Annotated in this window: 28 protein-coding genes, 1 other RNA gene, 2 pseudogenes and 1 other annotated feature; of the genes and pseudogenes, 7 read left to right on the top strand and 24 right to left on the bottom strand. The window is 31.3% G+C overall.

The features are described from left to right. Positions 1-10: 10 nt before the first annotated feature. From dnaX to QPK35_RS00825, 4 genes are all read right to left on the bottom strand, one after another. Positions 11-1,723 (bottom strand): DNA polymerase III subunit gamma/tau, encoded by a 1,713-nt coding sequence (dnaX, locus tag QPK35_RS00840; protein ID WP_290033585.1) that lies wholly within the window; start codon positions 1,721-1,723, stop codon positions 11-13. A 65-nt stretch (positions 1,724-1,788) separates the two neighbouring features. Next, an RNA gene (gene ffs / locus QPK35_RS00835) (signal recognition particle sRNA small type) lies at positions 1,789-1,888 on the bottom strand. 48 nt (positions 1,889-1,936) lie between these two features. Beyond that, entirely contained in the window at positions 1,937-2,404 is a 468-nt protein-coding gene (tadA, locus tag QPK35_RS00830) for a tRNA adenosine(34) deaminase TadA (protein ID WP_290033584.1), read from the bottom strand. After that, the gene (locus QPK35_RS00825; RefSeq protein WP_290033583.1) at positions 2,394-3,014 is read right to left on the bottom strand and encodes a class I SAM-dependent methyltransferase; all 621 of its coding nucleotides are present in this window, start codon (positions 3,012-3,014) and stop codon (positions 2,394-2,396) included. The genes tadA and QPK35_RS00825 overlap by 11 nt, the downstream gene beginning before the upstream one ends. 193 nt (positions 3,015-3,207) lie before the next feature. Between QPK35_RS00825 and nrdH the strand changes: the two genes are divergently transcribed. The 5 genes from nrdH to QPK35_RS00800 are packed head-to-tail and all read left to right on the top strand — an operon-like array spanning position 3,208 to position 7,512. Continuing rightward, positions 3,208-3,441 carry a glutaredoxin-like protein NrdH gene (gene nrdH, locus QPK35_RS00820; protein ID WP_290033582.1) on the top strand — a complete coding sequence of 78 codons (234 nt, stop codon included), beginning with the start codon at positions 3,208-3,210 and terminating at the stop codon, positions 3,439-3,441. Between the two features lie 25 nt (positions 3,442-3,466). Then, positions 3,467-5,641: a class 1b ribonucleoside-diphosphate reductase subunit alpha gene (nrdE, locus tag QPK35_RS00815; protein ID WP_290033581.1), complete on the top strand. Its 2,175-nt coding sequence runs from the start codon at positions 3,467-3,469 to the stop codon at positions 5,639-5,641. A 17-nt stretch (positions 5,642-5,658) separates the two neighbouring features. Further along, positions 5,659-6,108: a class Ib ribonucleoside-diphosphate reductase assembly flavoprotein NrdI gene (gene nrdI / locus QPK35_RS00810; RefSeq protein WP_290033580.1), complete on the top strand. Its 450-nt coding sequence runs from the start codon at positions 5,659-5,661 to the stop codon at positions 6,106-6,108. 19 nt (positions 6,109-6,127) lie between these two features. Next, entirely contained in the window at positions 6,128-7,111 is a 984-nt protein-coding gene (nrdF, locus tag QPK35_RS00805; protein WP_290033579.1) for a class 1b ribonucleoside-diphosphate reductase subunit beta, read from the top strand. Positions 7,112-7,125: 14 nt separating this feature from the next. After that, positions 7,126-7,512 carry a hypothetical protein gene (locus QPK35_RS00800; RefSeq protein WP_290033578.1) on the top strand — a complete coding sequence of 129 codons (387 nt, stop codon included), beginning with the start codon at positions 7,126-7,128 and terminating at the stop codon, positions 7,510-7,512. Positions 7,513-7,542: 30 nt separating this feature from the next. Here the strand turns inward: QPK35_RS00800 and mprF are convergent, their stop codons facing one another. From mprF to QPK35_RS00710, 18 genes and pseudogenes are all read right to left on the bottom strand, one after another. Then, positions 7,543-10,128, bottom strand: coding sequence for a bifunctional lysylphosphatidylglycerol flippase/synthetase MprF (mprF, locus tag QPK35_RS00795; RefSeq protein WP_290033577.1), 2,586 nt, complete (start codon positions 10,126-10,128; stop codon positions 7,543-7,545). Between the two features lie 164 nt (positions 10,129-10,292). Next, positions 10,293-10,661: a 50S ribosomal protein L7/L12 gene (gene rplL / locus QPK35_RS00790; RefSeq protein ID WP_290033576.1), complete on the bottom strand. Its 369-nt coding sequence runs from the start codon at positions 10,659-10,661 to the stop codon at positions 10,293-10,295. A gap of 50 nt (positions 10,662-10,711) precedes the next feature. Continuing rightward, complete coding sequence (rplJ, locus tag QPK35_RS00785; protein WP_290033575.1) at positions 10,712-11,215, bottom strand: 50S ribosomal protein L10; 504 nt, start codon at positions 11,213-11,215, stop codon at positions 10,712-10,714. 21 nt (positions 11,216-11,236) lie between these two features. After that, positions 11,237-11,353 (bottom strand) — a sequence feature (ribosomal protein L10 leader region). 36 nt (positions 11,354-11,389) lie between these two features. Beyond that, the gene (gene rplA, locus QPK35_RS00780; RefSeq protein ID WP_290033574.1) at positions 11,390-12,082 is read right to left on the bottom strand and encodes a 50S ribosomal protein L1; all 693 of its coding nucleotides are present in this window, start codon (positions 12,080-12,082) and stop codon (positions 11,390-11,392) included. 97 nt (positions 12,083-12,179) lie between these two features. Beyond that, a complete protein-coding gene (gene rplK, locus QPK35_RS00775) occupies positions 12,180-12,605 on the bottom strand; it encodes a 50S ribosomal protein L11 (protein WP_290033573.1) in 426 nt (141 codons plus the stop codon). Between the two features lie 144 nt (positions 12,606-12,749). Next, a pseudogene (gene rbsU, locus QPK35_RS00770) lies at positions 12,750-13,637 on the bottom strand (ribose/proton symporter RbsU). A gap of 71 nt (positions 13,638-13,708) precedes the next feature. Further along, positions 13,709-14,521, bottom strand: coding sequence for an alpha/beta hydrolase (locus tag QPK35_RS00765; RefSeq protein ID WP_290033572.1), 813 nt, complete (start codon positions 14,519-14,521; stop codon positions 13,709-13,711). Position 14,522: 1 nt separating this feature from the next. Beyond that, positions 14,523-15,074 (bottom strand): transcription termination/antitermination protein NusG, encoded by a 552-nt coding sequence (gene nusG, locus QPK35_RS00760; RefSeq protein ID WP_290033571.1) that lies wholly within the window; start codon positions 15,072-15,074, stop codon positions 14,523-14,525. A gap of 90 nt (positions 15,075-15,164) precedes the next feature. Continuing rightward, positions 15,165-15,329: a preprotein translocase subunit SecE gene (gene secE, locus QPK35_RS00755; RefSeq protein ID WP_290033570.1), complete on the bottom strand. Its 165-nt coding sequence runs from the start codon at positions 15,327-15,329 to the stop codon at positions 15,165-15,167. Positions 15,330-15,344: 15 nt separating this feature from the next. After that, complete coding sequence (gene rpmG, locus QPK35_RS00750) at positions 15,345-15,497, bottom strand: 50S ribosomal protein L33 (protein WP_290033569.1); 153 nt, start codon at positions 15,495-15,497, stop codon at positions 15,345-15,347. Between the two features lie 55 nt (positions 15,498-15,552). Next, positions 15,553-16,083: pseudogene (locus QPK35_RS00745) on the bottom strand (NYN domain-containing protein). A 6-nt stretch (positions 16,084-16,089) separates the two neighbouring features. Then, on the bottom strand, positions 16,090-16,836 hold the full coding sequence (gene rlmB, locus QPK35_RS00740) for a 23S rRNA (guanosine(2251)-2'-O)-methyltransferase RlmB (RefSeq protein ID WP_290033568.1): 747 nt from the start codon (positions 16,834-16,836) through the stop codon (positions 16,090-16,092). Then, positions 16,817-17,233, bottom strand: a complete 417-nt coding sequence (locus tag QPK35_RS00735; RefSeq protein WP_290033567.1) for a Mini-ribonuclease 3 — start codon at positions 17,231-17,233, stop codon at positions 16,817-16,819. Before QPK35_RS00735 ends, rlmB begins: the two co-directional genes overlap by 20 nt. Further along, positions 17,233-18,636, bottom strand: a complete 1,404-nt coding sequence (cysS, locus tag QPK35_RS00730; RefSeq protein WP_290033566.1) for a cysteine--tRNA ligase — start codon at positions 18,634-18,636, stop codon at positions 17,233-17,235. Before cysS ends, QPK35_RS00735 begins: the two co-directional genes overlap by 1 nt. A 93-nt stretch (positions 18,637-18,729) precedes the next feature. Beyond that, on the bottom strand, positions 18,730-20,220 hold the full coding sequence (gltX, locus tag QPK35_RS00725) for a glutamate--tRNA ligase (protein WP_290033565.1): 1,491 nt from the start codon (positions 20,218-20,220) through the stop codon (positions 18,730-18,732). 102 nt (positions 20,221-20,322) lie between these two features. Beyond that, positions 20,323-21,423: a PIN/TRAM domain-containing protein gene (locus QPK35_RS00720; protein WP_290033564.1), complete on the bottom strand. Its 1,101-nt coding sequence runs from the start codon at positions 21,421-21,423 to the stop codon at positions 20,323-20,325. 15 nt (positions 21,424-21,438) lie between these two features. Beyond that, a complete protein-coding gene (gene radA / locus QPK35_RS00715; RefSeq protein WP_290033563.1) occupies positions 21,439-22,809 on the bottom strand; it encodes a DNA repair protein RadA in 1,371 nt (456 codons plus the stop codon). Positions 22,810-22,818: 9 nt separating this feature from the next. Then, complete coding sequence (locus QPK35_RS00710; RefSeq protein WP_290033562.1) at positions 22,819-23,355, bottom strand: dCTP deaminase/dUTPase family protein; 537 nt, start codon at positions 23,353-23,355, stop codon at positions 22,819-22,821. Between the two features lie 162 nt (positions 23,356-23,517). Between QPK35_RS00710 and rpiA the strand changes: the two genes are divergently transcribed. Together rpiA and QPK35_RS00700 are read left to right on the top strand one after the other, a co-directional pair. Continuing rightward, entirely contained in the window at positions 23,518-24,207 is a 690-nt protein-coding gene (gene rpiA / locus QPK35_RS00705) for a ribose-5-phosphate isomerase RpiA (protein WP_290033561.1), read from the top strand. A gap of 16 nt (positions 24,208-24,223) precedes the next feature. Then, positions 24,224-25,558: a C1 family peptidase gene (locus tag QPK35_RS00700; protein ID WP_290033560.1), complete on the top strand. Its 1,335-nt coding sequence runs from the start codon at positions 24,224-24,226 to the stop codon at positions 25,556-25,558. Between the two features lie 234 nt (positions 25,559-25,792). Here the strand turns inward: QPK35_RS00700 and QPK35_RS00695 are convergent, their stop codons facing one another. Further along, positions 25,793-26,200 (bottom strand): hypothetical protein, encoded by a 408-nt coding sequence (locus QPK35_RS00695; RefSeq protein WP_290033559.1) that lies wholly within the window; start codon positions 26,198-26,200, stop codon positions 25,793-25,795. Continuing rightward, on the bottom strand, positions 26,193-26,846 hold the full coding sequence (locus tag QPK35_RS00690; protein WP_290033558.1) for a hypothetical protein: 654 nt from the start codon (positions 26,844-26,846) through the stop codon (positions 26,193-26,195). Before QPK35_RS00690 ends, QPK35_RS00695 begins: the two co-directional genes overlap by 8 nt. Positions 26,847-26,894: the final 48 nt, after the last annotated feature.

The raw sequence follows: 26,894 nt of genomic DNA, 5'->3' as shown, positions 1-26,894 counted from the left end.
AGTCACCTTCTTAGTCTTTTGAAACTTCAATATTCTCTTTTCCAAAAATCTCCTGTGCTTTTTTTACAACTTCAGGAACATCGTCTACTGATGAATCATTATCTGTAGAATTATTTTCTGAAGTTTTTCTATTATTTAAATAATCTTCTCTAATTTTTAACCATTGTTCCTTTGGTAAAAAAATCAAACTTAATTTGCCACTTACAAGTCTACTTAATCCATTTTCTAATGCATCTTGTAACGCTTGGTCTTCAATTGCTTTTTGGCATAAATATGGATATTGAAATCCAATAACAACACCATTTTCACTAGCAGCCACAGGTTGGCTAACATTCATAATTGCTCGTTGTGGCACAGTTAGCATACTAATCAAATCGTTCCAAATTTGCTGAAATTTATTTAAATCTTTGCGAGTTGCATGATTTAGAACTTCATTTACTTTATCAAAGTTAACCTTAACTTCTTTTACCTTTATATTTTTACTTGTTGGAACTTTCTTATGCACTGTCTTATTTTGTGGTGTTTGATGCATACTATTTAATTGATTTTGTAACTGCTCAATTCTTTTGTTTAATTGATCAATCTTAGCTTCAGTTACTGACTTACTTGGGACATCATCAAATGTTGGTTTCTGTCCTGAACTTTTTAACGTAGATAATTTCACAGTTAATACTTCTAAATAAATAGTTGGATGAGCTGTAAAACGCATATTTTGTTGCTGTTCATTCAATATATTAATCATTTCATATAATGTTTCTGCTTTCAAAGTAGAAGCAAATTCTTTAAAATCATCATCTAATAATCCTAATTCATTTTCTTCTACCATAGCAGGTGATTGTTGATATAATAGCAAATCACGACAATAATCTATTAAGTCTTCAACTATTCGGCTTGCATCTTTTCCATCTTGTAAAAGTTTGTGCATTGTTTCTAAGCCAATAGACGTTTCATTATTGCATACAGCTCTTAAATAATTAAGTAAATCCGATTTTGTAACACTCCCAGTAACCATTAGTGCATTTTCTAGAGTAACTTCATTTTCACCAAATGAAATTACTTGATCTAAAATACTTAACGCATCACGCATTCCACCTTCAGCAGCTTTTGCAATTACTTTTAATGCTTCATCATCATATGAGATATTTTTTTCATCTAAAATATAACGCATCCGTTCTAAAATCACTTTGCTAGTAATTCTTTTAAAGTCGAATCGTTGAGTCCGCGAAATAATTGTTGCTGGGATTTTATGTGGTTCTGTTGTAGCTAATATAAATACGACATTTGCAGGAGGTTCTTCTAATGTTTTTAACAATGCATTAAATGCTCCGGTTGATAACATGTGCACTTCATCAATTATATATACCTTATAATCTGCTTGAGTCGGTGCATATTTTACCTTATCACGGATATCACGAATTTCTTCAACACCATTATTTGAAGCAGCATCAATTTCCAAAACATCATTTAAACTTCCATTTGTAATAGCTTTACAAATTTCACATTGGTTGCATGGTTCACCATCAACTTGATGATGACAATTTATTGCTTTTGCAAAAATTTTTGCTGTTGAAGTTTTTCCTGTTCCACGAGGTCCAGTAAACAAATAAGCATGCGATATTTGTTTCGTAGCAACCGCATTACGTAAAGTTTTTGTAATCATTTCCTGACCTACAACATCTTCAAAACGTTGTGGTCGCCATATTCGATACAATGCTTGATACATGCAAAGAATCTCCTCTTCTATAATAATTCAAAAAAAATCTCTCGATCCAAAAGACCGAGAGTTTAACATTCATATCAACTTAAGACACATACCAAACAAAACTTAGTGCTGCTTCCTTCCGGACCTGACACGATTCGTTAAGATGATATTGTCTTAAGGCCTTACGGCAATATTATAATACCGTAAATCAAATAAAAAATCCAGTCTTTTTTACTATTTTTTTCTATTAAGTTCAAAAAAATCTTGTAAAAGTTTCAAACATTGCTTTTCTAAAATTCCCTTTTGAACATTTACAGAATGATTTAACCGTGGATCATTTAGCAAGTCATATAAAGTCCCAGCTACTCCAGACTTAGAATCAGGAGCACCATAATAAACCTCATCAAAACGACCATTTAATATAGCACCACTGCACATAATACATGGTTCTAAGGTCACAAATAATGAACATCCATTTAAGCGCCAACTTTTCAAAAAATCATTAGCTTGATTTATTGCAATTACTTCTGCATGACCTAAAGTTTTATGTGAATGTTCTCTCAAATTATGTCCCTTCGCAATTACTTTATCATCCTTAACTATTACACAACCAATTGGAATTTCTCCTAATTTAAATGCTTTTTTTGCTTCTACTAGTGCAAGTTGCATAAAATTTTCCGCTTGTCTTTTATTATATTTCATTTTTCTTTTTACTCTGTAAAATTTGATATCCCTTATCTCTAGCAATTAACTGACAATTTCCATAAACAGTTTCCATCTTCTTTTTAGCAGATGCTGCTCCTTGTTTCTTTTGAATAACAATTGTTAATAACCCATCTTCTGCAAGATGATCAAACGCATCATTTAAAATTGCATGTACTACCTTTTTCCCTGCACGAATTGGTGGATTAGAAATAATCATTTGATAGTCATTTGAAGTAATATTATCAAAAACATCAGAACTGTATATTGAAACATTATTAATTTCATTTATATTTGCATTTTTTTTAGCAAGTTCCAATGCAAGCTCATTTACATCTACCATATCCACATGTGCTTGTGGATATTTTTTTGCAATTGCTAGACCAATTGGACCATATCCACAACCTACATCTAAAATTTTGCTTTTATTAATTAGTTCATTATTTTTTTCTAGTGCATTTAATAACACTCTTGTACCAAAATCAACTGTATTTTTAGAAAAGACACCATTATCAGTAATAAATTTCAGTTGATTTCCTAATAACTCAAAATTCCAATCTCGTTCTTGATGTTTAACGTCTGGGTTCTTTGAATAATAATAATTTGCCACAATTTCTCCTACTTTCTATCACATTCATAATACGAATTTTTTTAAACAAAATCAAACTTCTTTTAATCTTTTTTTATGTAAAAATACAATATATACACTTGACAAAAAAATTTATTACTATATATTGTATCGGACGCCAAAAATGTGTATACTTTGATGATGTACAATAAATTAATTGGAAAGAAGTATTAATATGAATTTAGTCTTATATACAAAAAATAACTGCATTCAATGTAAAATGACAAAACGCTTTTTAGAACAAAACAACATTGAATTTGAAGAACGTAATATAACTGATGAACCAGAATATATTGAATATTTAAAAAATAAGGGATTTCAAAGTGTGCCCGTTTTAGAAAATAATTCTGAACCTATTATTAATGGATTTCGTCCAGACCAATTAAAAGAACTTATTGCAACACTTTAATTTCAAATAAACATGGGGGTTCACTATGGGTATCAAAGATATCGATATTAGCAATGTAAGTTATTTTGATCTTAACAATCAAATCAACATACCAGTAGATAATAAAATTCCATTAAATAAAGATAAAGAAGCATTAGAAGCTTTTCTAAATGAAAATGTAATTCCAAATACAAAACATTTTTCTTCTTTAGAAGAACGTTTCTCATATTTATTAGAAAACAATTACTTAGAAGAAGATTTTATTAAAAAATATAGTTTTGAATTCATAAAAAAATTATATCATTATTTAAATGAACAACATTTTGAATTTCAATCTTTTATGGCAGCATATAAGTTTTATAATCAATATGCGTTAAAAACAAATGACGGTCAATTTTATCTTGAAAACTATGAAGATAAAATTGCAATTAATGCATTATATATGGCTGATGGAGATGAAGAATTAGCGATGAATTTAGCTGATGAACTTATTCATCAAAGATATCAACCAGCTACCCCAACCTTTTTAAATGTTGGTCGTAAACGTCGTGGAGAGTTTGTTTCTTGCTTTTTACTTCAACCAACTGATGATATGAATTCAATTGGTCGATGCATAAATTCTGCACTCCAACTTTCTAAAATTGGTGGTGGGGTTGGAATTACACTTAATAATTTACGTAGTGCTGGTGCACCAATCAAAGGAATTGAAAATGCTGCTAGTGGTGTTGTACCAGTAATGAAATTGTTAGAAGACAGTTTCTCATACTCAAACCAATTAGGCCAAAGACAAGGTGCAGGAGTTGTCTATTTAAGTGTCTTCCATCCAGATATCATTGATTTCTTAGCTACTAAAAAAGAAAATGCCGATGAAAAAATTCGTTTAAAAACATTATCTCTTGGATTAATTGTTCCTGATAAGTTTTATGAACTTGTAGAAAAAAACCAAGATATGTATTTATTTGAACCATATGATGTTGAAAAAGAATATGGTAAACCATTTTCTTATGTTGATATTACCAAAGAATATGACAATTTAGTTAATAATAAAAATATTCATAAAACTAAAATTCATGCAAGAGATCTTGAAGAAGAAATTAGTAAACTTCAACAAGAATCTGGTTATCCATATATTGTTAACATCGATACAATGAATAAAACTAACCCCGTGGCTGGTAAAATCATTATGAGTAATTTGTGTTCTGAAATAGCACAAATTCAACGTCCATCTAAAATCAATGATATGCAAGAATACGAAGTCTTAGGTAGTGATGTTAGTTGTAATTTAGGATCTACAAATATTGTTAATTTAATGAAATCACCAGATTTTGGTAAATCAATTGAGACAATGATGCGTGCTTTAACTTTTGTATCAGACCAAGGAAACGCCAAAGTTGTTCCATCAATTTATGAAGGAAACAGATTATCACATTCAGTTGGTTTAGGTGCAATGGGCTTACATGCATATCTTGCAAAGAATCATATACAATACGGTTCAAAAGAATCAATCGAATTTACTAATATTTACTTTATGTTATTAAATTATTGGACATTAGTTGCCTCCAACAAAATTGCAAAAGAACGTCAAGAAACATTCTATGAATTTGAAAAAAGTGCATATGCTGATGGTTCATACTTTGATAAATACATCAATAATGAATTTAAACCTGAAAATCCTAAAGTTAAAGAATTATTTGAAGGAATTCATATTCCAACAATTAAAGATTGGAAAGAATTAAAACAAAATGTAATGAAAGATGGTCTATATAATGCATATCGAATGGCTATTGCTCCAACTGGATCTATTTCATACGTTGGTAATACGACTGCATCATTACAACCAATTATCCAAAGAATCGAAGAACGTCAAGAAGGTAAAATTGGGAAAATTTATTATCCTGCTGCATATTTATCAAGTGATACCCTTCCATACTATCAATCTGCATATGATTTGGACATGCGTAAAATGATTGATGTTTATGCTGCAGCACAAGAACATGTTGATCAATCAATTTCAATTACACTTTACTTTAAGTCAACAATTGATCAAGGTCTTTATCCATGGAAACAAAATCATACTGATAAAATGACCACACGTGATTTATCAATCATTCGTAATTATGCATGGCATAAAGGAATCAAGAGTTTATATTATGTTCGGACATATACTGATGATGGTTCAGAAGCTTTTAGCGTAAATGAATGTGAAAGTTGTTCAATTTAAATTTAAGGGAGAAAAAAATGATTAATATTTTATACATATCCATTGAGGGAAATACTAAAGCTTTTATTGAAAAATTAGAAGATTACGCTGTTGATCTTAATAAAAAAGATCCTGCTAATCCATTGATTAACGCAAAAGAAATTGATGATACTACTCCTTTTGAAAATGAAACACAACAATATTTTGTGTTTGTTCCAACATACTTGGATGGAGGGAATGGAATTGATAATGGCGTCAAAGAATTAATGACAAATGCATTAGGCGAATATATTAGTTATGATAATAACGCCAATTTATGTTTAGGGATTATTGGTTCTGGCAATCGGAACTTTAATCAACAATATTGTCTAACCGCTCGTCGATATGCACAAGAATTTAATGTTCCCTTTTTAGATAATTATGAATTGCGCGGAACTAAAAATGATGTTGAACGTATTTATCAAACTTTAACAGAATGTATAAAATAAAGTAAGGAGAATTTATTTTATGAGTAATTATAAAGCAATTAACTGGAATCGAATTAATGATCAAATTGATAAAGCAACTTGGGAAAAACTAACTGAACAATTTTGGTTAGATACAAGAATTCCTGTTTCAAATGACTTAAAAGACTGGCATCAATTAGATGATGACCATAAATATTTGGTTGGCCATGTATTTGGTGGTTTAACATTATTAGATACTGTTCAATCACAAGATGGTATGGCTTCATTAAGACGCCATACACGTACACAACATGAAATTGCTGTTTTAAATAATATCCAATTTATGGAATCTGTTCATGCTAAAAGTTACTCAACAATTTTTTCAACTTTAAATACGCCTGATGAAATCGATGAAATTTTTGAATGGAGCGATTCTGAAGAATTTTTGCAAAATAAAGCTAAATGGATTAGTGATATTTATAAAGATACAGCTGAAGATCCTTTAAAACAAAAAGTTGCAAATGTATTTTTAGAAACTTGTTTATTCTATTCCGGCTTTTATACACCACTTTACTACTTAGGTCACAATCAATTGCCTAATACAGCCGAAATTATTAAATTAATTTTGCGTGATGAATCTGTTCATGGAACATATATTGGATACAAATTCCAATTAGGATTAAAAGAACGTACAGATAATGAACAACAAAGAATAAAAGATTGGCTTTATGACTTCCTATTAAAACTCTATGAAAACGAAGAAAAGTATACTCACCTACTTTATAATCCAGTTGGTTGGACTGATAAGGTACTTACCTTTGTTCGTTATAATGCTAATAAAGCCTTGATGAATCTTGGTCAAGACCCAATGTTCCCAGATACAGCTGAAGATGTAGAACCAACTGTAATCAATGGTATTTCTACTACAACATCTAATCATGATTTCTTCTCACAAGTAGGTAATGGTTATCGTTTAGGAGAAGTTGAGGCAATGAGTGATGAAGATTATACTAAATGGGCTAATGAAGATCCAGAGAACAAATAAGGGGAGTTTTATCGATGGAACCTGTAGAAGAAAAAAATAAATTCCGTAATATTATTCAATTTAAAAAAAATAATCCAATTTCAGGATTAATAGACGTAGATAATTTATATCTTGATTTTTCTGAAGAAAATCAAAATATTTGTTTTATTCAAAACTACGCAAAACAAATTCTACACAATAATATCTGGTATACTGCAATTCGTTTGCAGTCTCATGACACTAATATTCGAGATTTAGTATATGATAATTATCCTGAAATTGCTCATCATTTTCAAAAATTTGATCCATTGTCGATCAATGATCAACCAAATACAACTGATGAAAATGGCACAATTACTTCGTCATGGTTAAAAATAAATGAACACGTAATTGCTCAACTTTTAGTTATTCCAGTTCATTAAAAAAGAGATCTCTTTTATGAGATCTCTTTTTTATTTATTTTGTAAAAATTTAGGCGTAATTATCATTCTAGAAAATTCTTTTTGCCCATGTTTTTGATTAACTACCATTACTAATTGGAACATTGTTATTGCAATCGAACTTCGTTTTCGGTAAGTTGTATATTTAGAATTCCATATATTAGCATATTTATTCTTAAAAGCTCTTAATCCTTGAAACCCATATAAACGATATCCATATTCATATATATAATGAGCAACACGTTCTTCTATAAAACTATATTTAGAACTTCCAACATTAGATAATGGTGCCATTCCTAAATCAAAATACTTATATCCTTTGCTTTGACCATAGCTGAACAATTCAATAAAAATTTTATCCATTATGCCTGACGGTGCATCTTTTCTATGACGCATTAGGTCAATTGATAAGGTGTTTTTTTCCATTGGCATTAATGTTGCAAATGAAACTAATTTTCCATTTTTATCTCGAACAATCGCAACAGGAGTTCTTTGAATATAATTTTTATCGAAAAATCCTAATGAGAATCCCTTTTCCATCCTTCCATTTAACCAACTATCAGAAACTTCTTTCATTTCTGCAATAAATTCATTTGAAAAAGGTGGTTCAACTATTGAGAATATAAAACCTTCACGATCAAACTTATTCATGAGAGCCCTTTGTGCACGATGTTTTTTACCTTTAATAGTAAATTCATCTAACTTAACAAATCCTTCTTCACCTGTTTTTATAAAATCAAATCCATATTCGTGTAATAGCATAGTAAGTTCAGAATTTATTTCATAGAAAACTAGTTGATAGCCATATCGATCTGATAAAATTACTAATTCATGAACAGCTTCTTGAATATAATCTTGATTTCCAACTGGTTCCCCCATAATAATAATTTTATCCGCCTTAATTTGATACATTAAGAATAATTGATCTTCATTATCTTTCCGATAAATATAAATCATTTTATCTTTTAAATATGCTAGATGACTTACCTCGTTGCCTCCATAACTTTCAATTATTTGAGTAACACGTTTTTCCGGAAATTTTTGATTTATAAATGGATCTTTTCCCTTTGTAAAATAATGCATCATTACTACTAGAATAATTCCTGCGATAATCATTCCAATCAACCCATATAACCAAACTTGTTGATCAGGAAATAGAAGTCCACTAGGTATATGATGATGATTTGTTGGACGATTTAATAATCCTACAAGCATATATAACAAAAATGCTCCACCAAACATCAACATATTTAATAAAATACTTTCAAACGAAAATTGCATTTTTTCGCGATACAGTTCTTTTCGCGAAAATACAATACAAATCATTACAAATACAAGAAAGACTGCTAAAGTAGGCGTATATTCTTTCCAAAGAGTGTTAATTACTCCAACTCCTAAAATTATAATTGTTGGAATAAAAGCTTTTTTTTGCTTTAATTGAATTGCACGTGCCATTCCTAATAATAAAAAGGCAAAAATTATATTTGTCATTTGATTTAGGAAGAAAAATGTATATGAAACAAGCCGTGCAAGTATAGAATTAGAAAATGTAAAATTAGGAATTGCAGATTCTAATAACATAAAAATTCCTGAAAAATACATAAAAAGCGTTACTAAACCATGGGCTACTTTTTGTACAATTGTTTGTGGAATACCATCTAAACTTTCATTAATTTGATGTCCCATATCATGAACAAAAAACACACTTCCAATTAAAAATGGAACAACGTAATAGAATAAGCGGAAAAATAAAATCCAAACAACCGCAATTTCACTTGAAACTCCCAGTTTTGTTAATTCCAAAATCATAAAAACATCAAATGATCCTAATCCACCTGGAACCATTGATATTATTCCTAAAATTTCGGCAATAATATATAAGGGAATTACATCAATTAGATGGATATGAACTTGCATTAACCAACCAATAATCATAAAAAATAATGCTGCACAAGCCCATTCAATTGTTGAGCCTAGAATTAATGCAAACTCTCGCTTCCATGTTAAGTCTTTAAAAAAGCTGTTATTTTTAAATTTTGTTACTAAAAACAAAATTGGAAAATATGCTCCCCCACCGAGCAACCAAATCGAATATTTATGAAAACCATTTTCTGATGGTAAAATAAACATCATTATTAGTGAAACCCAACAAAGAATTGACAATCCTGCTAATAGAAATAAAGCAATTTTAGAAATTGCATATAAAATTTGTTTTCTATTTGCACCCTTCTTATAAAAACTAGCACGAAGAGTAGCACCTAATAATCCTCCAAATCCCGCAATATTTGTAAATGTATTTGTCACCCATCCACTTCTAGCAATATATTTTTTAGAAAAATTTCCAGGTAAAAATTTTACAATTACAAAATCATAAATCAACATTGGACAAACAGCAATAATACCACATATTAGCATCACTAAAATTACTATAGGAGATTGATCAGAGAGAGCCACCCCAACTTGGTGCCAATTTAATTGATGAAAAATTTTCCCTAATTCTGTAAATACAAAAAGTAGTACAGAAAAAATAAAAATCATTTTTAATAAAACTGCATGTTTATTATAAAATTCTTTTATTCGTGTTAGCCCCTTATACATTAATATCCTCCTAATATAATTCTAAATTATTTAAATACATATTTTATAATAATATAATATTCAATATCATAAAAGGTATAATAATTTAAATTTGATAATTGCGTAATAAAAAAAGACTATGACAATTGTCATAGTCTTTTTTTAGATATAGCTAAATCAACTAATTATTTAAGAGTGATCTTAGCGCCAACTTCTTCAAGTTTAGCCTTCATATCTTCAGCTTCGTCCTTAGCAACGCCTTCTTTAATTACTGAAGGAGCGTTGTCAACTAAGCCCTTAGCATCTTTCAAGCCAAGACCTGTGATGTCCTTAACAGCTTTAATAACTTTAACCTTAGCTGAACCTGCGTCTGTTAATTCAACGTCAAATTCTGATTTTTCAGCAGCGCCATCTGCACCTGCTGCACCTGCTGCAGCAACTGGAGCTGCAGCTGAAACGCCAAATTCATCTTCGATAGCTTTTACTAAATCGTTTAATTCAAGAATGCTAGCTTCTTTTAAGTCAGCAATAATCTTTTCTGTATCTAATGCCATTTTATTTTCCTCCGAAATATTTAAATTCTATTTAATAGTTAATGATGCTTTTATTCAGCATCTTCTTCCTTACTTTCAGCAACAGCCTTAACTGCGTATGCAACATTGCGAACTGGTGCTTGTAATACAGATAGCAACATTGAAAGTAATCCGTCGCGATCTGGAAGTTTTGATAATGCATTAATTTCATCAAGTGATGCTACTTTACCTTCAATCATACCACCCTTAACTTCAAGAGCTTCATGATCTTCAGCAAATTTAACTAAGATACGAGCAGGTGCTGTAACATCTTCTTCTGAAAATGCAACAGCTGTAGGTCCTACAAATACATCATCCATACCTTCGATACCAGCTTTAGCAGCTGCACGTTTTAAATAAGTATTTTTGATAACTCGCATTTCTACGCCTGCTTCACGCAATTGTTTACGTAAATCTGTTACTTCTTCAACAGTTAGACCACGATAGTCAACTACTACGTTAGCAACTGAACTGTCTAATTTTTCAGCAACTTCATCAACAATTGCAGCTTTCTTAGCGATAATTTCCTTACTCATAATTTCACCTCCTAATGTAAAATTAGAGTTAAAAAAACTCTATGTCTACACTAAGACATAGAGAAAGAACCGTATTCTCCTCGGCAGGTTAATTAAGGCGTACGCCACCTGAGTCTTAGGTAGAACTATTTATAACTTTAATAGTTTAACATATTGCTCACAAGTGAGTCAATATTAAAGTGAATTAATATCGATTGTTACACTTGGGCCAAATGTTGATGCAACTGATAAGTGCTTGATGTAAGTACCCTTAACAGCAGCTGGACGTGCTTTAGCAATAACTTCATAAATTGCTTCAAAGTTACCAACTAATGCATCTACATCAAATGATACCTTACCAACTGGTACATGAACGTTACCATCGCGATCAGTACGGTATGTAACTTGACCTGACTTAGCATCAGTAACAGCTTTCTTAACATCCATTGTTACTGTACCAGTCTTAGGGTTTGGCATTAAACCTTTAGGTCCAAGTACACGACCTAAGCGACCAACTTGAGCCATCATATCTGGTGTTGCGATTGCAACATCAAAGTCTAACCAACCGTCTTGAATGCGTTGTACTAAGTCATCATCACCAACAACATCTGCACCGGCATCTTTAGCTTCTTGAGCTTTAGGACCCTTTGCAAATACGATAACACGTTGGTCTTTACCTGTACCATTAGGTAAAACCATAGCGCCACGTAATTGTTGGTCTGCTTGTTTTGTATCTACATTTAAGTTAAATGCAGCTTCAACTGTTGCGTCAAAATTTGCAAAGTCAATGTCTTTTACTAACTTAAGAGCTTCTTCAGCTGTGTAACTCTTATTCTTATCAACTTGCTTTGCAGCTTCTAAATATTTTTTGCTTTTCTTTTTAGCCATTAGTGATTTTCCTCCTTGCAAAATGTGGTCATCGGATAAACCTCCCACTTGACATCTTTACTTTCATAAAGTGTCCGCCTGGGAAACAAGTGCTTAATTAGTCTTCAACAACAAAGCCCATGCTTCGTGCAGTACCTTCAATCATGCGCATAGCAGCTTCAACATCTGCAGCGTTTAGATCTTGCATTTTTGTCTCAGCGATTTCCTTAACTTGTGCTTTTGTCACTGTTGCGACTTTGTTTGTGTTAGGTTCGCCTGAGCCTTTTTCTACACCAGCAGCCTTCTTAAGTAAAACTGAAGCAGGTGGTGTCTTTGTAATGAAATCGAATGAACGATCTTCATATACATTAATTACAACAGGAATAATCATACCAGCTTGATCAGCTGTACGAGCATTAAATTCCTTTGTAAATCCCATAATATTGATACCTGCTTGTCCTAAAGCTGGACCTACAGGAGGAGCTGGAGTTGCTTTTCCAGCAGGAATTTGTAATTTAACAACGTTTACTACGTTCTTTGCCACGGTAAAAACCTCCTCTTTCCGTGTTTGTGGTTCGGCTGGTCATCTAAATTTGACCTCCCACTAAATATGTCTAAAACATACTTACATAATATAGCATAAAAAAATGTATTATACAAGGGGAACATTATCCTATATATAATTATTTTATACAATTACTGTAACTGCTGCTGCTCCAATTATTAAAATTAATCCTAATACTGTGATCCACATTTCTTTAATTGTTTTTTTCTGTCCTAAGAACCAAATTCCCGTTAATGTGGCTAATACAACAGATGTCTGTGATAAAATGAATCCTGTTGCTAGTCCATTCATATTAGGTTGTGCGGAAATCAAATACGTTAATGCAGCAAAAGCAAAAAAGAAACCAGATATAATTTGTTTATATGTTACAGTTTGCGAAAATGGTGATTTTTCATTTGATCTAACAGATTTAATTACACCATATAATATTCCTACAATTACCATTCCTATTGCCTGTGGTAAAAAGGCTTGTTTTCCAGTAATTGATGTTGCTTGCGGCGCAGCTGAATAAGCCCAATATCCAATTTCTCCAATTAATAAAATTAAAATTGCTTTTTTTTAATTTCCGCGTGACTCTTTAGTTTTCTTCTCACTCCAAACTGTCATCCATGCTCCAATAATAATTATAACTAAAGCAATAAATCCAACAACTTTGTCCATAAGTGTAGGCCAATCTCCTAAAGCTATTACGCCCCATAAAGAAGCCCCTAAAAGTTGAAATGCAGTTGTAATCGGCATTGCTCTTGAAGATCCAATCAAAGTGAAGGAATAAAATGTAATAATCTGAGCAATAGCCCATCCAATGCCTGAAATAATTGAAAATACTAAATTTCTTCCACTAGGAAAACCTAGGTTTAAAACCTGGTTAAAAACAATTGCAAAAATCAATGTTCCAATCGTAGATCCTAAAATTTGATTTACAGGTTTCCCACCAAATTTTGATGCTATAGTAGGATAAATTCCCCATCCTATTAATGGTCCTAACCCAATAATAATTGCAATAGTATTCAAATCATCACCTCATACTTTAATCTTTTATTAATAAATAATTTATATCTGCACAGCTATTAAAGCATCAACTATCAACGTAAGAATTCTTCAATTTTATTATCTATATCTTCATTTTCATGTAACAAACTATGTGCTGCATGTTTTCCATAAACGATAAATTCATGATACTGTCTAGTTGCATCTCTTAAAAGATAACGTAATGATAGTACCGAATTGACAGATACTTGACCATCAGATTTAGTTCCATTTTGCAAATTACCAGCAATATTTAGAAATTCGGTTTCTAATGGAATCCCTATATTATTTTTTCTCATCCATTTATATAATGGAGACATTTTAACTGGCCCATCATTTGTTAAACGATGATTTTCAATATAAGGTGTTCTCTTACCAACCTCAACATCATTAAACGGTGCCCCCATTGTTACAACTTTTGAAATGTGTGCATTAATTGAATTATATGCAAATTGGTTTAGATACTTCAATATAGAAATGCATCCCATCGAATGAGCAACTATATTAACTGAGGAAATTCCATATTTATTTTTCAAAATATTCAAAATCTTCCAAATCCAATTAACTTGATGATCAACAATATCACGATTTTCTAAAAATAAAACCTGAATTAATGACTTAGGTTCCCCTTTTATTAAAAGTTTTCCTTTAGGAGATACTATAATTGTACAATTCTTTTTCCCCCATTTTTTTCTTTCGAATCTTTTAATCATACGTACAAATGAAAAATAGTTTCCTGCATATCCATGTATAAATAATGTTGGTTCTTTGATTTCAAAATTTTGCTTTCCTTTATTTGCTGATGAATAATGGCTTCGATATGCGAATAGCAGCGCTGTAAACAGAGCTGCTATTGAATACTTATTCATATTAAACTAAACTATCTACTTGATCAAAGTCCACTTCAACATTTGTTTCGTGGCCCATCATCAAGATGTTTCCCTTAATTTTTTGATGCTCGCCATCAACATCAGTAACTTTAACTACTTGACCTTTAAATGGTCCGTCAATAATTGAAACTGAATCACCAACATTAACTTTAAAATTATTTTCATGTGTACTAATTCCTAATTGACGTAAAATATTATTAATTTCTGAGTCTAATAAAGGAGCTGGTTTACTTCCTGAACCGTGAGAACCGACAAATCCAGTAACTCCAGGGGTATTACGAACAACATACCATGATTGATCTGTCATAACCATTTCAACTAAAACATATCCAGGAAAAGTTTTTAATTTTTCAATTTTTTCTTTTCCTGTTTTAGTTGTTTCATGCTTTTCTTCTTCAGGTACAACTACACGAAAAATATAATCTTCCATTCCCATTGATTGAGCTCGTGATAAAAGATTTTCTTTAACTTTATTTTCATATCCAGAGTATGTATGTAATACATACCATTTCTTTTCCATTGTTTCTGACATAAAAAATCCCTTCATTGATGTAAAATAAAAAAACTCCGCACTGCGAAGCTTTTCAGTTATCTGTAGTATAACAGAATTTTCATTTTTTGACTAGATTAAGGCGATTAAACCTTGAATACATGCGTCTACAATCGCAAAGAAAGCTACTAATGCTAGTGACATTACAACAACTGTTGAGGTATCCTTACGCGTTTCTTTTGCTGTTTCCCAAGTTGTGTCTTTCATTGTTTGAATTACTTCTTTAATAAATCTCACTATCTCCACTCCCTTTTACTTTGTTTCTCGATGAATAGTATGCTTATTACAATATTTACAGAATTTTTTTACTTCAAGTCTTTCTGTTCGATTAGGATTCTCTGTGATTGTATAATTTCGAGAACCACATTCAGAACATGCTAATGCAATTTTTCGTTTTGCAGACATATCTTTTCTCCTTCTAAAACCTAAAGGTAAATATACAATTAATCTAATATAAATGTCAAGATTCCTGTGACAAATTATCTCGCAATTCCGCAAGTTTACTCAACTGTGTATTGTCCCAAGGAGATCTCCTTTTTATAGTCCCTTGTAATTGATACTTTTTAGTTGCTTGAGTAACTTGTATTCTAGCATTTTTAATATCTTGATAAAGTTCCCATGCAGGTTTACGTAAAGCACCTTGTGAAAAAATGGTCCATTGTTCTGCTTGATCACTTGTTGCAACTGTTACTATAGTTAATGGATTAAGCAATTCTCCTGCAAGTGATTCTATATAACTATCTGCCGTTTGACCTTCATCTGTCCAAACAATTTTCAAATTATACTATTCATATTTTTGTGATTGTCCTGAAACGTACATCGCATCAAAAACAACGATAATTTCCATTTGTATTTGCTTGTAATAGTTTGAAAGTACTCTTAATAGTTGATTTCGTGCATCCTCAAGTCTATTTGCCTTTTTTAATCGTTTTAGTTCTGGCCAATTACCAATCATATTGTATGCATCAACGATTAAAATTCGTTTTTTCATAGTCGTTTATACTCCTCGAGAGGTAAAGGCTTGATACATTAATAGACTAGCAGCAACACTTGCGTTTAAACTTTGTACATGACCTACCATTGGAATAGTAAGCATTTCATCACATTCTTTCTTTAGTAATGGTGAAATTCCCTTACCTTCATTACCAATAACCATTGCTGTAGGCCCTTTAGCATTCCATTTACGAAAATCTGTACCTTTCATATCAGTACCAAAAACCCATAAGCCTTTTTCTTTTAATTGTTTTACAGTCTGTACCAAATTAGTTACACGAACCACTGGTACGTATTCAATTGCCCCTGTTGAAGTTTTAGCTACTGTTGCTGTTAGCTGTACTGCCCTTCTTTTAGGAATAATAATTCCATGAATTCCAACTGCATCCGCAGTTCTTAAGATAGATCCTAAATTATGCGGATCTTCTATCCCATCTAAAATTAAAAATAGCGGATCCTCATTCTTAGATTTTGCTCTCAAAAATAAGTCATCTAATGTTGCATATTCAAATGCAGCAACTTTTAAAACAACTCCTTGATGATTTTGATTATCACACATTTGATCCAATTTACTTTTAGGAACTTGGGAAACAATTATCCCCCTTTTTCTAGCTTTTGTTACAATCTCAGCAATTGCATCAGAATTAGAATTGGCTTGGACAAAAACTTTATTAATCGTTTGATTAGACTTTAAAGCCGCAATTGCAGGATGTCTTCCAATTATCGTTTCATTATTTAATTGCTTTTCCATGCAAATTTCCCTCCTCAATCTTTGCAATACACCAATTAGCTAATTCTGTTAACCGTTCATTTTGCTCACTAAGATATAAATAGCCAAACAATGCTTCAAATCCAGTAGAAATTCGATAAGTCATTACTGAAGTATTTTTAGCAGATGTATGACTTTTAGCATTTCTACCACGTCGGAAATATTCTAATTCATCTTGACTTAAAAAATCAGCTTTTTCCATCTCATTTACTAAAAATGCCTGTGCTTTAGCTGAAACGTATCTAGTTGCTAAATGATGTAATTTGGTTGGTTTAGTAAAACCCTTTTGTAATAAATGTTGTCGTACATATACTTCATAAATTGCATCACCAATATATGCTAAAGCAATTCCGTTCATTTGATTATAATCTGCAATCATTAGTCTCTTCTCCATCTAGTACCTTGAGCAGTATCCTCTAAAATAATACCTTGTTGTTTTAGAGAATCACGAATCTCATCACTCAATTCATAATTTTTATCAGCACGCGCTTGATTGCGCTTTTCTATCATTGCTTCAATTTCAGAATCTAATAATTCTTTTTTAGGTATTTTAATTCCTATAACACCAATTAATTTTTCAAATTCATTAACCATGAATTGACCAACTTCATGATCAATTTGATCTTTTTGCGCATATATATTCATTAATTTAGCCATTTCATATAACGAACTCATCGCATTTTGAACATTAAAATCATCATCCATTGCTTCAACATATTGGTTAATTAATTTTTCAAATGCCTTTTTTTCTTCTGATGATTCTACTTTTCCTGCATCATTTAAACGATAATCCAAATTACGATAAGCAGTAATTAATTTTTCTAAATTAGTTTTTGCATCTGCTAAATTTTCTTCTGTATATTGGATTGGACGTCGATAATGTGTTGTTGACATAAAGAAACGAATTACTTGTGGGTCAACTTTTTTTAATAAGTCATGAACGGTAATAAAATTCCCTAATGACTTACTCATCTTTTCGTTTTCTTTTCCAATAGTTACAAAGCCATTATGCATCCAATAATTTGCAAATTTTTGATCCGTTTTAGTCTCACTTTGAGCAATTTCGTTTTCATGGTGTGGGAATTCAAGATCAATTCCCCCCGCATGAATATCAATTGTATCCGCTAAATATTTAGTAGCCATCACAGAACATTCAATATGCCATCCTGGTCGACCCTTTCCCCAAGGTGAATCCCAAGAAATTTCATTTGGTTTAGCTTTTTTCCATAATACAAAATCAAGAGGATCAGCTTTTTTTGCCTGTTCTTCACTTGTAATTCTTTCACTAGCACCTTGTTCTAAATCATTGATCGATTGTCCAGATAATTCGCCATAATTTTTAAATTTTCGTGTTTTGTAAAAAACATTTCCATCTACAACATATGCATAGCCTTTATTAATTAAATCAGTAACAAAATTAATAATATCTTCCATATTTTCCGTAACTTTAGGATTATATGTCGCTCTTTTTATATTTAATGCATCTGTATCTTCATAAAAAGCGTTAATAAAGTTATCAGTTAATTCATGAACTTCAACATTTGTTTCATTGCTTGCTTTAATAATCTTATCATCAACATCAGTAAAGTTAGAAACGTAAGTCACTTCATACCCACGATATTCTAAATAACGTCTAACAGTATCAAAAGCAACTGCACTTCTTGCATTTCCTATATGAATGTAATTATATACAGTAGGACCACATACATACATCATTACTTTACCTTTATGAATTGGTTTAAAATCCTCTTTGCGATTAGTTAATGTATTATAAATTTGCATATTGCTCTCCTATTACACAAAGAGGCTGTAACTATTAAGTAGCAGCCTCTTCCTCATTTTATTTAGTTCACATTAAAATTATGATTGTAAAAATTACTTACCAATTTCTTTCAATGTTTGTTTTAAATGTTCTAATGCTTTTTCGCGACCTAACAATTCAATTGATGGTGCTAAATCTGGTCCATGCATTGCACGTGTTGTAGCAATTCTAATTGGCATATATAAAGCGCGGCCCTTAATTTTTGTATCTTTTTGAATAGCTTTAATTGTTGCTTGAATTTCAGTAGCATCAAAAATAGGTAATTCTGCTACTCGATTAGCAAATTCATTTAATACAACAGGAGCTGTTTCATTAGCTAATTCTTCTTTAGCTGCATCAGATAATTTTTCTGGTTCACTAAAGAATACATCTGCCATTTCAACAATTTGATGTGTGTATGACATTTGTTGTTTGTATAAACGAATTAATTGTCTTGCCCATTCAATTGTTTTTGCATCTGGATTTTGTTGAACTTTTTCAGCATTAATTAATTGTTTCAATGCTGAATCAGTAATCATATCATCATCTGCATTTTTGATATATTGATTGTTGATCCATTCTAGTTTCTTTTCATCAAAAGCAGCTGGGGATTTACTTAATCTGTTAGGATCAAACATCTTAATAAATTCTCGTTTATTAAAGATTTCTGATTCTCCAACTGGGGACCAACCTAATAATGTAATAAAGTTAAACATTGCATCAGGTAAGTATCCTAATGAACGATATTGTTCAATAAATTGTAAAATTGTTTCATCACGTTTACTTAATTTCTTACCAGTTTCTGAATTAATAATTAATGACATATGTCCAAATTCTGGTGGTTGCCATCCAAATGCTTCATAAACTACAAGTTGCTTTGGAGTATTTGCAACATGGTCATCTCCACGTAATACATGTGAAATTTCCATCATATGATCATCTACTACCACAGCAAAATTATATGTTGGCATTCCATCACGTTTTTGAATAACAAAGTCTCCACCAATAGTGTCAGAATTAAAACTGATATGTCCCTTTACAATGTCATCCCATTCGTATGTTTTATTGTGTGGTACTCGAATACGAATAACAGGTTTAATACCATTAGCACGAGCTTCTTCCTGCTTTTCTTTAATCTGTTCTTCTGTCATACCTTCATATTCATATACGTAACGAGGAGCTTCACCGCGTGCTTTTTGGTCTTCACGTTGCTTTTCAAGTTCTTCTTCTGTCATATATGATTCATATGCTAATCCTTTTTCTAATAATTCCTTAATTAAAGGAGTATATATTTCTTTACGTTCAGATTGACGATATGGGCCATATTTACCTGGTTTATCTGGGCCTTCATCCCAGTCAATTCCTAGCCAAGCCAAATTATCCATTTGACTCTTTTCACCATCAGCAACATTCCGTTTAGTATCTGTATCTTCAATTCTTAAAATAAATTTACCCTTATTATGACGAGCAAATAAGTAATTAAATAATGCAGTCCGGGCATTACCAATATGCAAGTGCCCTGTTGGACTTGGTGCATAACGCACTCTGACTTTTTGTTTAGCCATTTTAACGCCTCTTCCTTTTAGATTATAAATTCAAATCTTTATATACTATTAATTAATTTTACACTGATTCTATTAAAAAATAAATGTTTCTATTAACAAATATTAATTTTTTTCTTTAATCTCTCGACTAGAATGAGCTAATTTTGCAAAAATCATTCTTCCAGCGTCCGTTTGAAGAGCGCTAGTAACTTCCACATCAACTGTCTTATTCATAAAGTATTTTCCATCCTCAACAACAATCATAGTCCCATCATCAAGATATGCTACCCCTTGTTGTCGTTCTGTTCCATTTTTTATGATAGTAACACGCAATTTTTCACCAGGAATTACACGTGGCTTAAGTGATTTTGCAAGCTGATTAATATTTAAAACACGGACATTTTGAAACTCACTTACTTTATTTAAATTGTAATCATTCGTTACAATTTCAGCATCTATTAATTTAGCTAATTTAATTAATTTACTATCTACCTCTTGAATATCATCAAAATCCCCATCATACATTTCAATAGGCACTATTTTTTCTTCACGTAATTTATTTAATATATCTAAGCCTCGTCTTCCACGTACTCGTTTAATACTATCTCCGGAATCAGCAATATATTGTAATTCGTACAAAACAAAATTAGGCACAACTAAGGTTCCTTCCAAAAAACCAGTTTTTGCCAAATCATAAATTCGACCATCAATTAAAATATTTGTATCTAATAATTTATAATGATAGAAATTTTGGCCAGCTTTTCTTTCTAAAATTGTTCCCTTGGAGTTTTCTTTTTTACGCTTAAATAATCCTCTAAATTCACGAGTACGTGATCTTCCTACTACAAATCCTAAATAACCAAAAATCAGTAATAATACAATTGGTAAAAAGGTATTTACAAAAATTGAATGTGCTCTCGTTAAAGGTGTAGTCACTAAAAATCCCAGTATTAAAGCCAAGATAATTGCAACTACCTCAGATAATAAATTTTCAGTTTTTTGTCTAAGTAATAACTTTTCAATTTTTTGAATAAACTGATCAAGTATATCTGCAATTAAAAATGAAATAATTGTAAAAATAACCATTCCAATAATCATATTCGTTAGTGGGTTTGTTATCCAAGGATTAGAAAAATGTATTAATGACCAAAAAATAGGTAAGAAAGAATAACCCGCTCCTATTCCAAGTACAATCAGCACAATATGAATTAATTTTTTCCGCATTCTATCACTTCTTTTCTAATTAAAAACATATTTTAAAGTTTCTGATAATGTTTGTACTCCAATTACTTGAATGTTTTGTGGAATCTTCCACACATCAAGATTATTCTTAGGAATAAATACACGTTTGAATCCAAGTTTAGCTGCTTCTGCAACTCTTTGCTCAATTCGATTAACTCGACGTACTTCGCCAGTAAGTCCTAATTCACCTATAAAACAATCTGTTGGTGCAGTTTCTGCATCACGATAACTTGAAACAATGCTTATAGCAATGGATAAATCAATTGCTGGTTCATCTAACTTTACTCCACCAGCTGCTTTTAAATATGCATCTTGGTTTTGTAATAATAATCCAGCCCTTTTTTCTAAAACAGCCATTATTAATGCTACACGGTTATGATCTAAACCAGTTGTAGTACGTTTAGCATTACCGAATGCTGTAGGTGTTACTAAAGCTTGTATTTCAACTAAAATCGGACGTGTACCTTCCAATGATACAACAACAGAGGATCCTGTCGCACCCTTTAACCGTTCTTCTAAGAAAACCTCAGATGGATTATCGACCTCTGCTAATCCGCCCTGTTTCATCTCGAAGATACCAATTTCATTTGTTGAACCGAAACGATTTTTTACTGCTCGTAAAATTCTATATGCACGATGCTGATCGCCTTCAAAATATAAAACAGTATCTACCATATGTTCTAAAATTTTTGGTCCAGCAATTGCGCCACCCTTGGTTACATGTCCAACAACAAAAACAGTAATTCCATTAGTTTTAGCAATTTTCATCAAATCAGAAGTAACTTCACGAATTTGAGCAACACTACCTACTGCTGATGTCATTTCTGGTTCCTGCATTGTTTGTACTGAATCAATAATGACGTAGTCTGGTTTTAATTCTTCAATATTTTGTCTAATACGATCCATATTAGTTTCAGGATATAAATAAAAATTATTATTTCCTACACCTAGACGATTAGCACGCAACTTAATTTGCATTGCACTTTCTTCTCCAGAAATATAAAGAACCGTCTGTTTTTGCGCTAATTGGCCAGATACTTGTAATAGCAAAGTCGATTTTCCAATCCCAGGATCTCCTCCAATTAATACTAACGATCCTGGAACAATTCCTCCTCCTAAAACACGATTAAACTCTTCATAATTTGTTTTTACTCTTGGTGTTTCATTAGTTGAAACCTCACCAATAAGTTTAGGTTTAATCTCATTACCTGAAAAAGATACCCGTGCCTTTTGTTTCAATGTACTTGCCTGTTCTTTAATTTCTTCCACTAATGTATTCCATGCACCACAATTAGGACATCTTCCTAAATATCTTGGTGAAACATAACCACATTCCTGACAGACATACTGTGTTTTTGTTTTTGCCATTTTAAATCCTTACTTTCCTGATGAACCAAAACCGCCTACTCTTTCAGTAATAGGTGCATCCTCATTATCTGCAGTTAGAAATGGAAGGAAAATTCCCTGACCAATTCTTTCTCCTTTTTTAATTGTATAATCTTTAACACCAAAATTAACTAATTGAAAGAAAATTTCGCCTTCATTTGATGGATTATTATAATAATCTGCATCCACAATTCCAACACCATTTGGTAAAATCAAACCACGTTTTAATGGTGCACTTGAGCGATTTGCAAGCATTAAAAATTCATTATCTTTCATATATGCTTTAATTCCAGTTGGAACTAAATAAGGTTTTAGTACTTGAGTTGCATCTTCATAGTCTTGATTAGTTAATTCTTTCTGGTTACGCAGTGCTTTAAAAATTTTCACAAAGTTAAGTTTCCAAATACTTGGAAGAACAAAGTCTTGTGAAGCACAAAAATCATATCCTGCCGCATTTTTTGTTTGTCTCTTAGGGAGAATTAAATTTTCATTTTTATATTTCGATACAATTTCAAATCCACGATTCATATTTTATTATCCTCTTTCTTTTTGCCATTTAATATATCATAACATTAAAGGTTTTTTTTTAATAACTTTATTTCTTTCAGTATGATAAAATTTAATTAGATGTACAGCAAAATATAAGAGATTACTCTCCTATGATTTTTATACACTAAAGGAGGAAATATAATGGATCAAAATCAATTAAAAAAATTAGTTGGTGAAAAATCAGTTGAATTCGTTGAAGATCACATGATTTTAGGTTTAGGAACAGGTACAACCGTTCGTTATATGGTAGATGCTTTAGGTAAACGTGTTAAAGAGGAAGGATTAGATATTGTCGGTGTGACTACTTCAGATAGAACTGCTGAACAGGCACGTAAGTTAGGGATTCCATTAAAATCTGTTGATGAAGTGGATCATATTGATTTAACAATTGATGGTGCTGATGAAATTAGTTCTGACTTCCAAGGAATTAAAGGTGGCGGCGCTGCATTGCTCTTTGAAAAAATTGTTGCTACAAATTCTGATAAGGTAATGTGGATTGTAGATGAAACTAAACTTTCACCTAAATTAGGTTCATTTCCATTGCCGGTTGAAGTAATTCCATATGGAAGTCAAAAAGTTTTTGAGCGTTTTGAAAAAAAGGGATTAAATCCCAAATTTAGAAGAGATGCACAAACAAATGAATTAGTACGTACTGATTCAAATAATTATGTCATCGATTTATATTTACATGAAATTGATGAGCCACATTCACTTGCAGAATATCTAATTAATCAAGTAGGAGTTGTAGAACAAGGTCTCTTCCTAGATATGGTAAATACTGTCATCGTTGGTCGTGAAAACGGGCCAGAAATTATTCCTGTAAAACGTTAATTGAAGGTGCTTTATTATGAAAAAGGAAATTAGTTTAGAACAATTAAAAAATTTTCAATCAAACTTAGATGATCTTAAAGGACATGAAATTTCTGAACGCGCCGTAACTAAAAATGGTATTTTAAATGTATGCAAAGATTATCGTTCAGAAGTTAATATGGATCCGGTTTTTTCTATTAATTTAGAAACTGGAAAAGTAGCAGATCAAAAAAGATCTGGCCGTTGCTGGATGTTTGCCGCTTTAAATACTATGCGTCATTCTATGCGTGAAAAATTAAATATGCGCGATGATTTTGAATTATCGCAAAACTATACATTTTTCTGGGATAAGTTAGAAAAATCAAATTATTTTTACGAAAATATCATTGCAACTGCAGATTTAGAAACATCTGATCGTAAAGTAAGTTGGTTATTGCAAACCCCTCAACAAGATGGTGGTCAATGGGATATGATCGTTGCTCTAATCCAAAAATATGGTGTAGTTCCTAAATCTGTTATGCCAGAAACATTTAACTCTTCAAATTCAACTGAGATAAATAAACAATTAAATTTAAAGTTACGTAAAGATGCAGTTAAGCTTAGAGAGTTAATTCATGCTAATACTGATATGACTGAAGTTAGAAGAGTCAAACAAGAAATGTTAACAGAAGTATATCGTATGCTTGCATATTCATTTGGAGAACCAGTCAATGAATTTAATTTTGAATACTATGATAAGGATAATCAATATCATAGTATTCAAAATATTACACCACAAGAATTTTTCAACAAATATGTTGGTTGGAATTTAGATGATTATGTTTCAATTATCAACGCTCCTACTAAAGACAAGCCATTCAATCACATGTATACCGTTGAAATGCTTGGAAACGTTCTAGGTGGTCGAGAAGTAAGACATTTGAATGTTGATATGAATACTTTTCGAAAAGTTGCAATCGAACAATTAAAGAATGGTCAAAGTGTCTGGTTTGGATCAGATGTTGGACAAGAATCAGATCGCAAGGAAGGTATTATGGATCCAGAATTGTACCATCAAGATGAACTTTTTGATATTGACTTTTCAATGTCAAAAGCTGAACGTTTAGATTATTGTGAAAGTTTAATGACACACGCAATGGTTCTTACTGGTGTAGATTTAGTTAATGACCAACCTACAAAATGGAAAGTCGAAAATTCTTGGGGCGAAAAAGTTGGTGAAAAAGGCTTTTTCGTAATGAGTGACAGTTGGATGGAAGAATTTTGTTATCAAATTGTTGTAAACAAAAAGTACCTTCCAAAAGAACTACAAAAAATCTTAAATGAAAAACCTACAATTTTAAAGCCTTGGGACCCCATGGGAAGCTTAGCTTAACATTTTATTTCTTTTCATATTGTTTAATAAACCGCGTAATATCAACGTTTATTAAGAATTTAGTTTTTAATTACGTTTCATGCTATTTCATTAAATTTAACATAAAACCTAGCCAAAACTTAGCCAAAAAATCTAGGTCAAGGGCGTAACTGTTAGCTTGATTGCTAGCAGTTTTTTTGTATAAAAAAACTTTCTTTTTTTGTAAAAGAAAGTTTAAAAATGTGAAATTTTATTTTACAATACATCATTTATACATTTCATGTCTTCTGCCGGTAATGAAATTGTATCAAATCCATCTTCATTTAACTCATTAATAATATCATCATATAAATCAGAGCAAACATCTCTTCTTTTAGAAGTTAAAAAAACATCTGATATATTAATATTCTGACATAAAAATAACTTGTCGCAATCTATCAATGACCTATGATTAAATGGATTTCTTCTAATATCGGCATCTTCAATTATTCTGTGATTTAAATAAGGCAAATCTTTAGTTTTATAAGATTGACACTTTATTAACTCGTACTCCGACTCAATGTCATGTTTTTTACATATGTACATATGAGCTTTTTTAGCTAACCTGCTGTGTATATTTGGATAAGGCATCCGAATGGTTATAACATCTTTTTGTCTAATCAATTAAAAGAACCCCTTCATCTATATCAACATATACAGGGTTTTCTAACGTACTATCATTAGACAACTCCATTAAAGTATCCATTTGTTCAGGATTAATCTTAGTATAATCTTCGTTAGATAGAATAAATATTTTATCTCCACATCTAATTACTTTATTTTTATCTATCATTTCAGGCGGGTATAATTGTTCTATGTTTTTAATTAATATAGTATCTTCAGAAGAAAAATCATTTTCATCTAAATCAACTTGATATTCATTGCTATTAATGCGCTCTTTTTTATTTTTCCAAATATTCATAGTATGCGAAATTTCTGATAACTCATGTTCAGTACATGTTTGTATAAAAAAATCTACAGTTTTTGCCCTATTAACGCAAACTATATCTTTTTTACTTGTATAAACTTCATCACACTTTTGATCGAAACTTGGTCTTTCTTTAGTGTAATCTCCCCATACGTTACTAAATACAGGACCATTCTTATAACCTCTCAATTTACGGAAATCATAATCGTCACCATCAACTTTTGACATGCTTTCATAAAAAAATAAAAACTTTTGCAATTTTAATGATATATTAAAACTACTCTGATCATTTTCTTTAAGCCAACCAGATATGGCTAACTGCCTTTCACTTGAATAAATCATCGTAATCACCTTTCTTTATAAAGAAGTTTATCATTTTTATATGGTTAC

This window comes from Ligilactobacillus cholophilus, from assembly GCF_030389495.1.
Taxonomy (GTDB): domain Bacteria; phylum Bacillota; class Bacilli; order Lactobacillales; family Lactobacillaceae; genus Ligilactobacillus; species Ligilactobacillus cholophilus.
The sequence above is the reverse complement of the archived record's forward strand: the minus strand, read 5'-3'. Positions and strand labels throughout refer to the sequence as shown.

What these genes read in the sequence shown, in the direction of transcription:
- rpiA (WP_290033561.1), top strand. Translation starts at nt 23,518, where the DNA reads ATGGATCAAAATCAATTAAAAAAATTAGTTGGTGAAAAATCAGTTGAA.
- rlmB (WP_290033568.1), bottom strand. Translation starts at nt 16,836, where the DNA reads ATGGAAAAGCAATTAAATAATGAAACGATAATTGGAAGACATCCTGCA.
- nrdF (WP_290033579.1), top strand. Translation starts at nt 6,128, where the DNA reads ATGAGTAATTATAAAGCAATTAACTGGAATCGAATTAATGATCAAATT.
- dnaX (WP_290033585.1), bottom strand. Translation starts at nt 1,723, where the DNA reads ATGTATCAAGCATTGTATCGAATATGGCGACCACAACGTTTTGAAGAT.
- tadA (WP_290033584.1), bottom strand. Translation starts at nt 2,404, where the DNA reads ATGAAATATAATAAAAGACAAGCGGAAAATTTTATGCAACTTGCACTA.
- QPK35_RS00765 (WP_290033572.1), bottom strand. Translation starts at nt 14,521, where the DNA reads ATGAATAAGTATTCAATAGCAGCTCTGTTTACAGCGCTGCTATTCGCA.
- QPK35_RS00720 (WP_290033564.1), bottom strand. Translation starts at nt 21,423, where the DNA reads ATGCGGAAAAAATTAATTCATATTGTGCTGATTGTACTTGGAATAGGA.
- nrdH (WP_290033582.1), top strand. Translation starts at nt 3,208, where the DNA reads ATGAATTTAGTCTTATATACAAAAAATAACTGCATTCAATGTAAAATG.
- nrdI (WP_290033580.1), top strand. Translation starts at nt 5,659, where the DNA reads ATGATTAATATTTTATACATATCCATTGAGGGAAATACTAAAGCTTTT.
- rplL (WP_290033576.1), bottom strand. Translation starts at nt 10,661, where the DNA reads ATGGCATTAGATACAGAAAAGATTATTGCTGACTTAAAAGAAGCTAGC.
- QPK35_RS00700 (WP_290033560.1), top strand. Translation starts at nt 24,224, where the DNA reads ATGAAAAAGGAAATTAGTTTAGAACAATTAAAAAATTTTCAATCAAAC.
- rplJ (WP_290033575.1), bottom strand. Translation starts at nt 11,215, where the DNA reads ATGAGTAAGGAAATTATCGCTAAGAAAGCTGCAATTGTTGATGAAGTT.
- nrdE (WP_290033581.1), top strand. Translation starts at nt 3,467, where the DNA reads ATGGGTATCAAAGATATCGATATTAGCAATGTAAGTTATTTTGATCTT.
- QPK35_RS00800 (WP_290033578.1), top strand. Translation starts at nt 7,126, where the DNA reads ATGGAACCTGTAGAAGAAAAAAATAAATTCCGTAATATTATTCAATTT.
- cysS (WP_290033566.1), bottom strand. Translation starts at nt 18,636, where the DNA reads ATGCAAATTTATAATACATTAACTAATCGCAAAGAGGATTTTAAACCA.
- QPK35_RS00735 (WP_290033567.1), bottom strand. Translation starts at nt 17,233, where the DNA reads ATGATTGCAGATTATAATCAAATGAACGGAATTGCTTTAGCATATATT.
- rpmG (WP_290033569.1), bottom strand. Translation starts at nt 15,497, where the DNA reads ATGTCTGCAAAACGAAAAATTGCATTAGCATGTTCTGAATGTGGTTCT.
- radA (WP_290033563.1), bottom strand. Translation starts at nt 22,809, where the DNA reads ATGGCAAAAACAAAAACACAGTATGTCTGTCAGGAATGTGGTTATGTT.
- QPK35_RS00710 (WP_290033562.1), bottom strand. Translation starts at nt 23,355, where the DNA reads ATGAATCGTGGATTTGAAATTGTATCGAAATATAAAAATGAAAATTTA.
- mprF (WP_290033577.1), bottom strand. Translation starts at nt 10,128, where the DNA reads ATGTATAAGGGGCTAACACGAATAAAAGAATTTTATAATAAACATGCA.
- nusG (WP_290033571.1), bottom strand. Translation starts at nt 15,074, where the DNA reads ATGTCAGAAACAATGGAAAAGAAATGGTATGTATTACATACATACTCT.
- rplA (WP_290033574.1), bottom strand. Translation starts at nt 12,082, where the DNA reads ATGGCTAAAAAGAAAAGCAAAAAATATTTAGAAGCTGCAAAGCAAGTT.
- QPK35_RS00690 (WP_290033558.1), bottom strand. Translation starts at nt 26,846, where the DNA reads ATGATTTATTCAAGTGAAAGGCAGTTAGCCATATCTGGTTGGCTTAAA.
- gltX (WP_290033565.1), bottom strand. Translation starts at nt 20,220, where the DNA reads ATGGCTAAACAAAAAGTCAGAGTGCGTTATGCACCAAGTCCAACAGGG.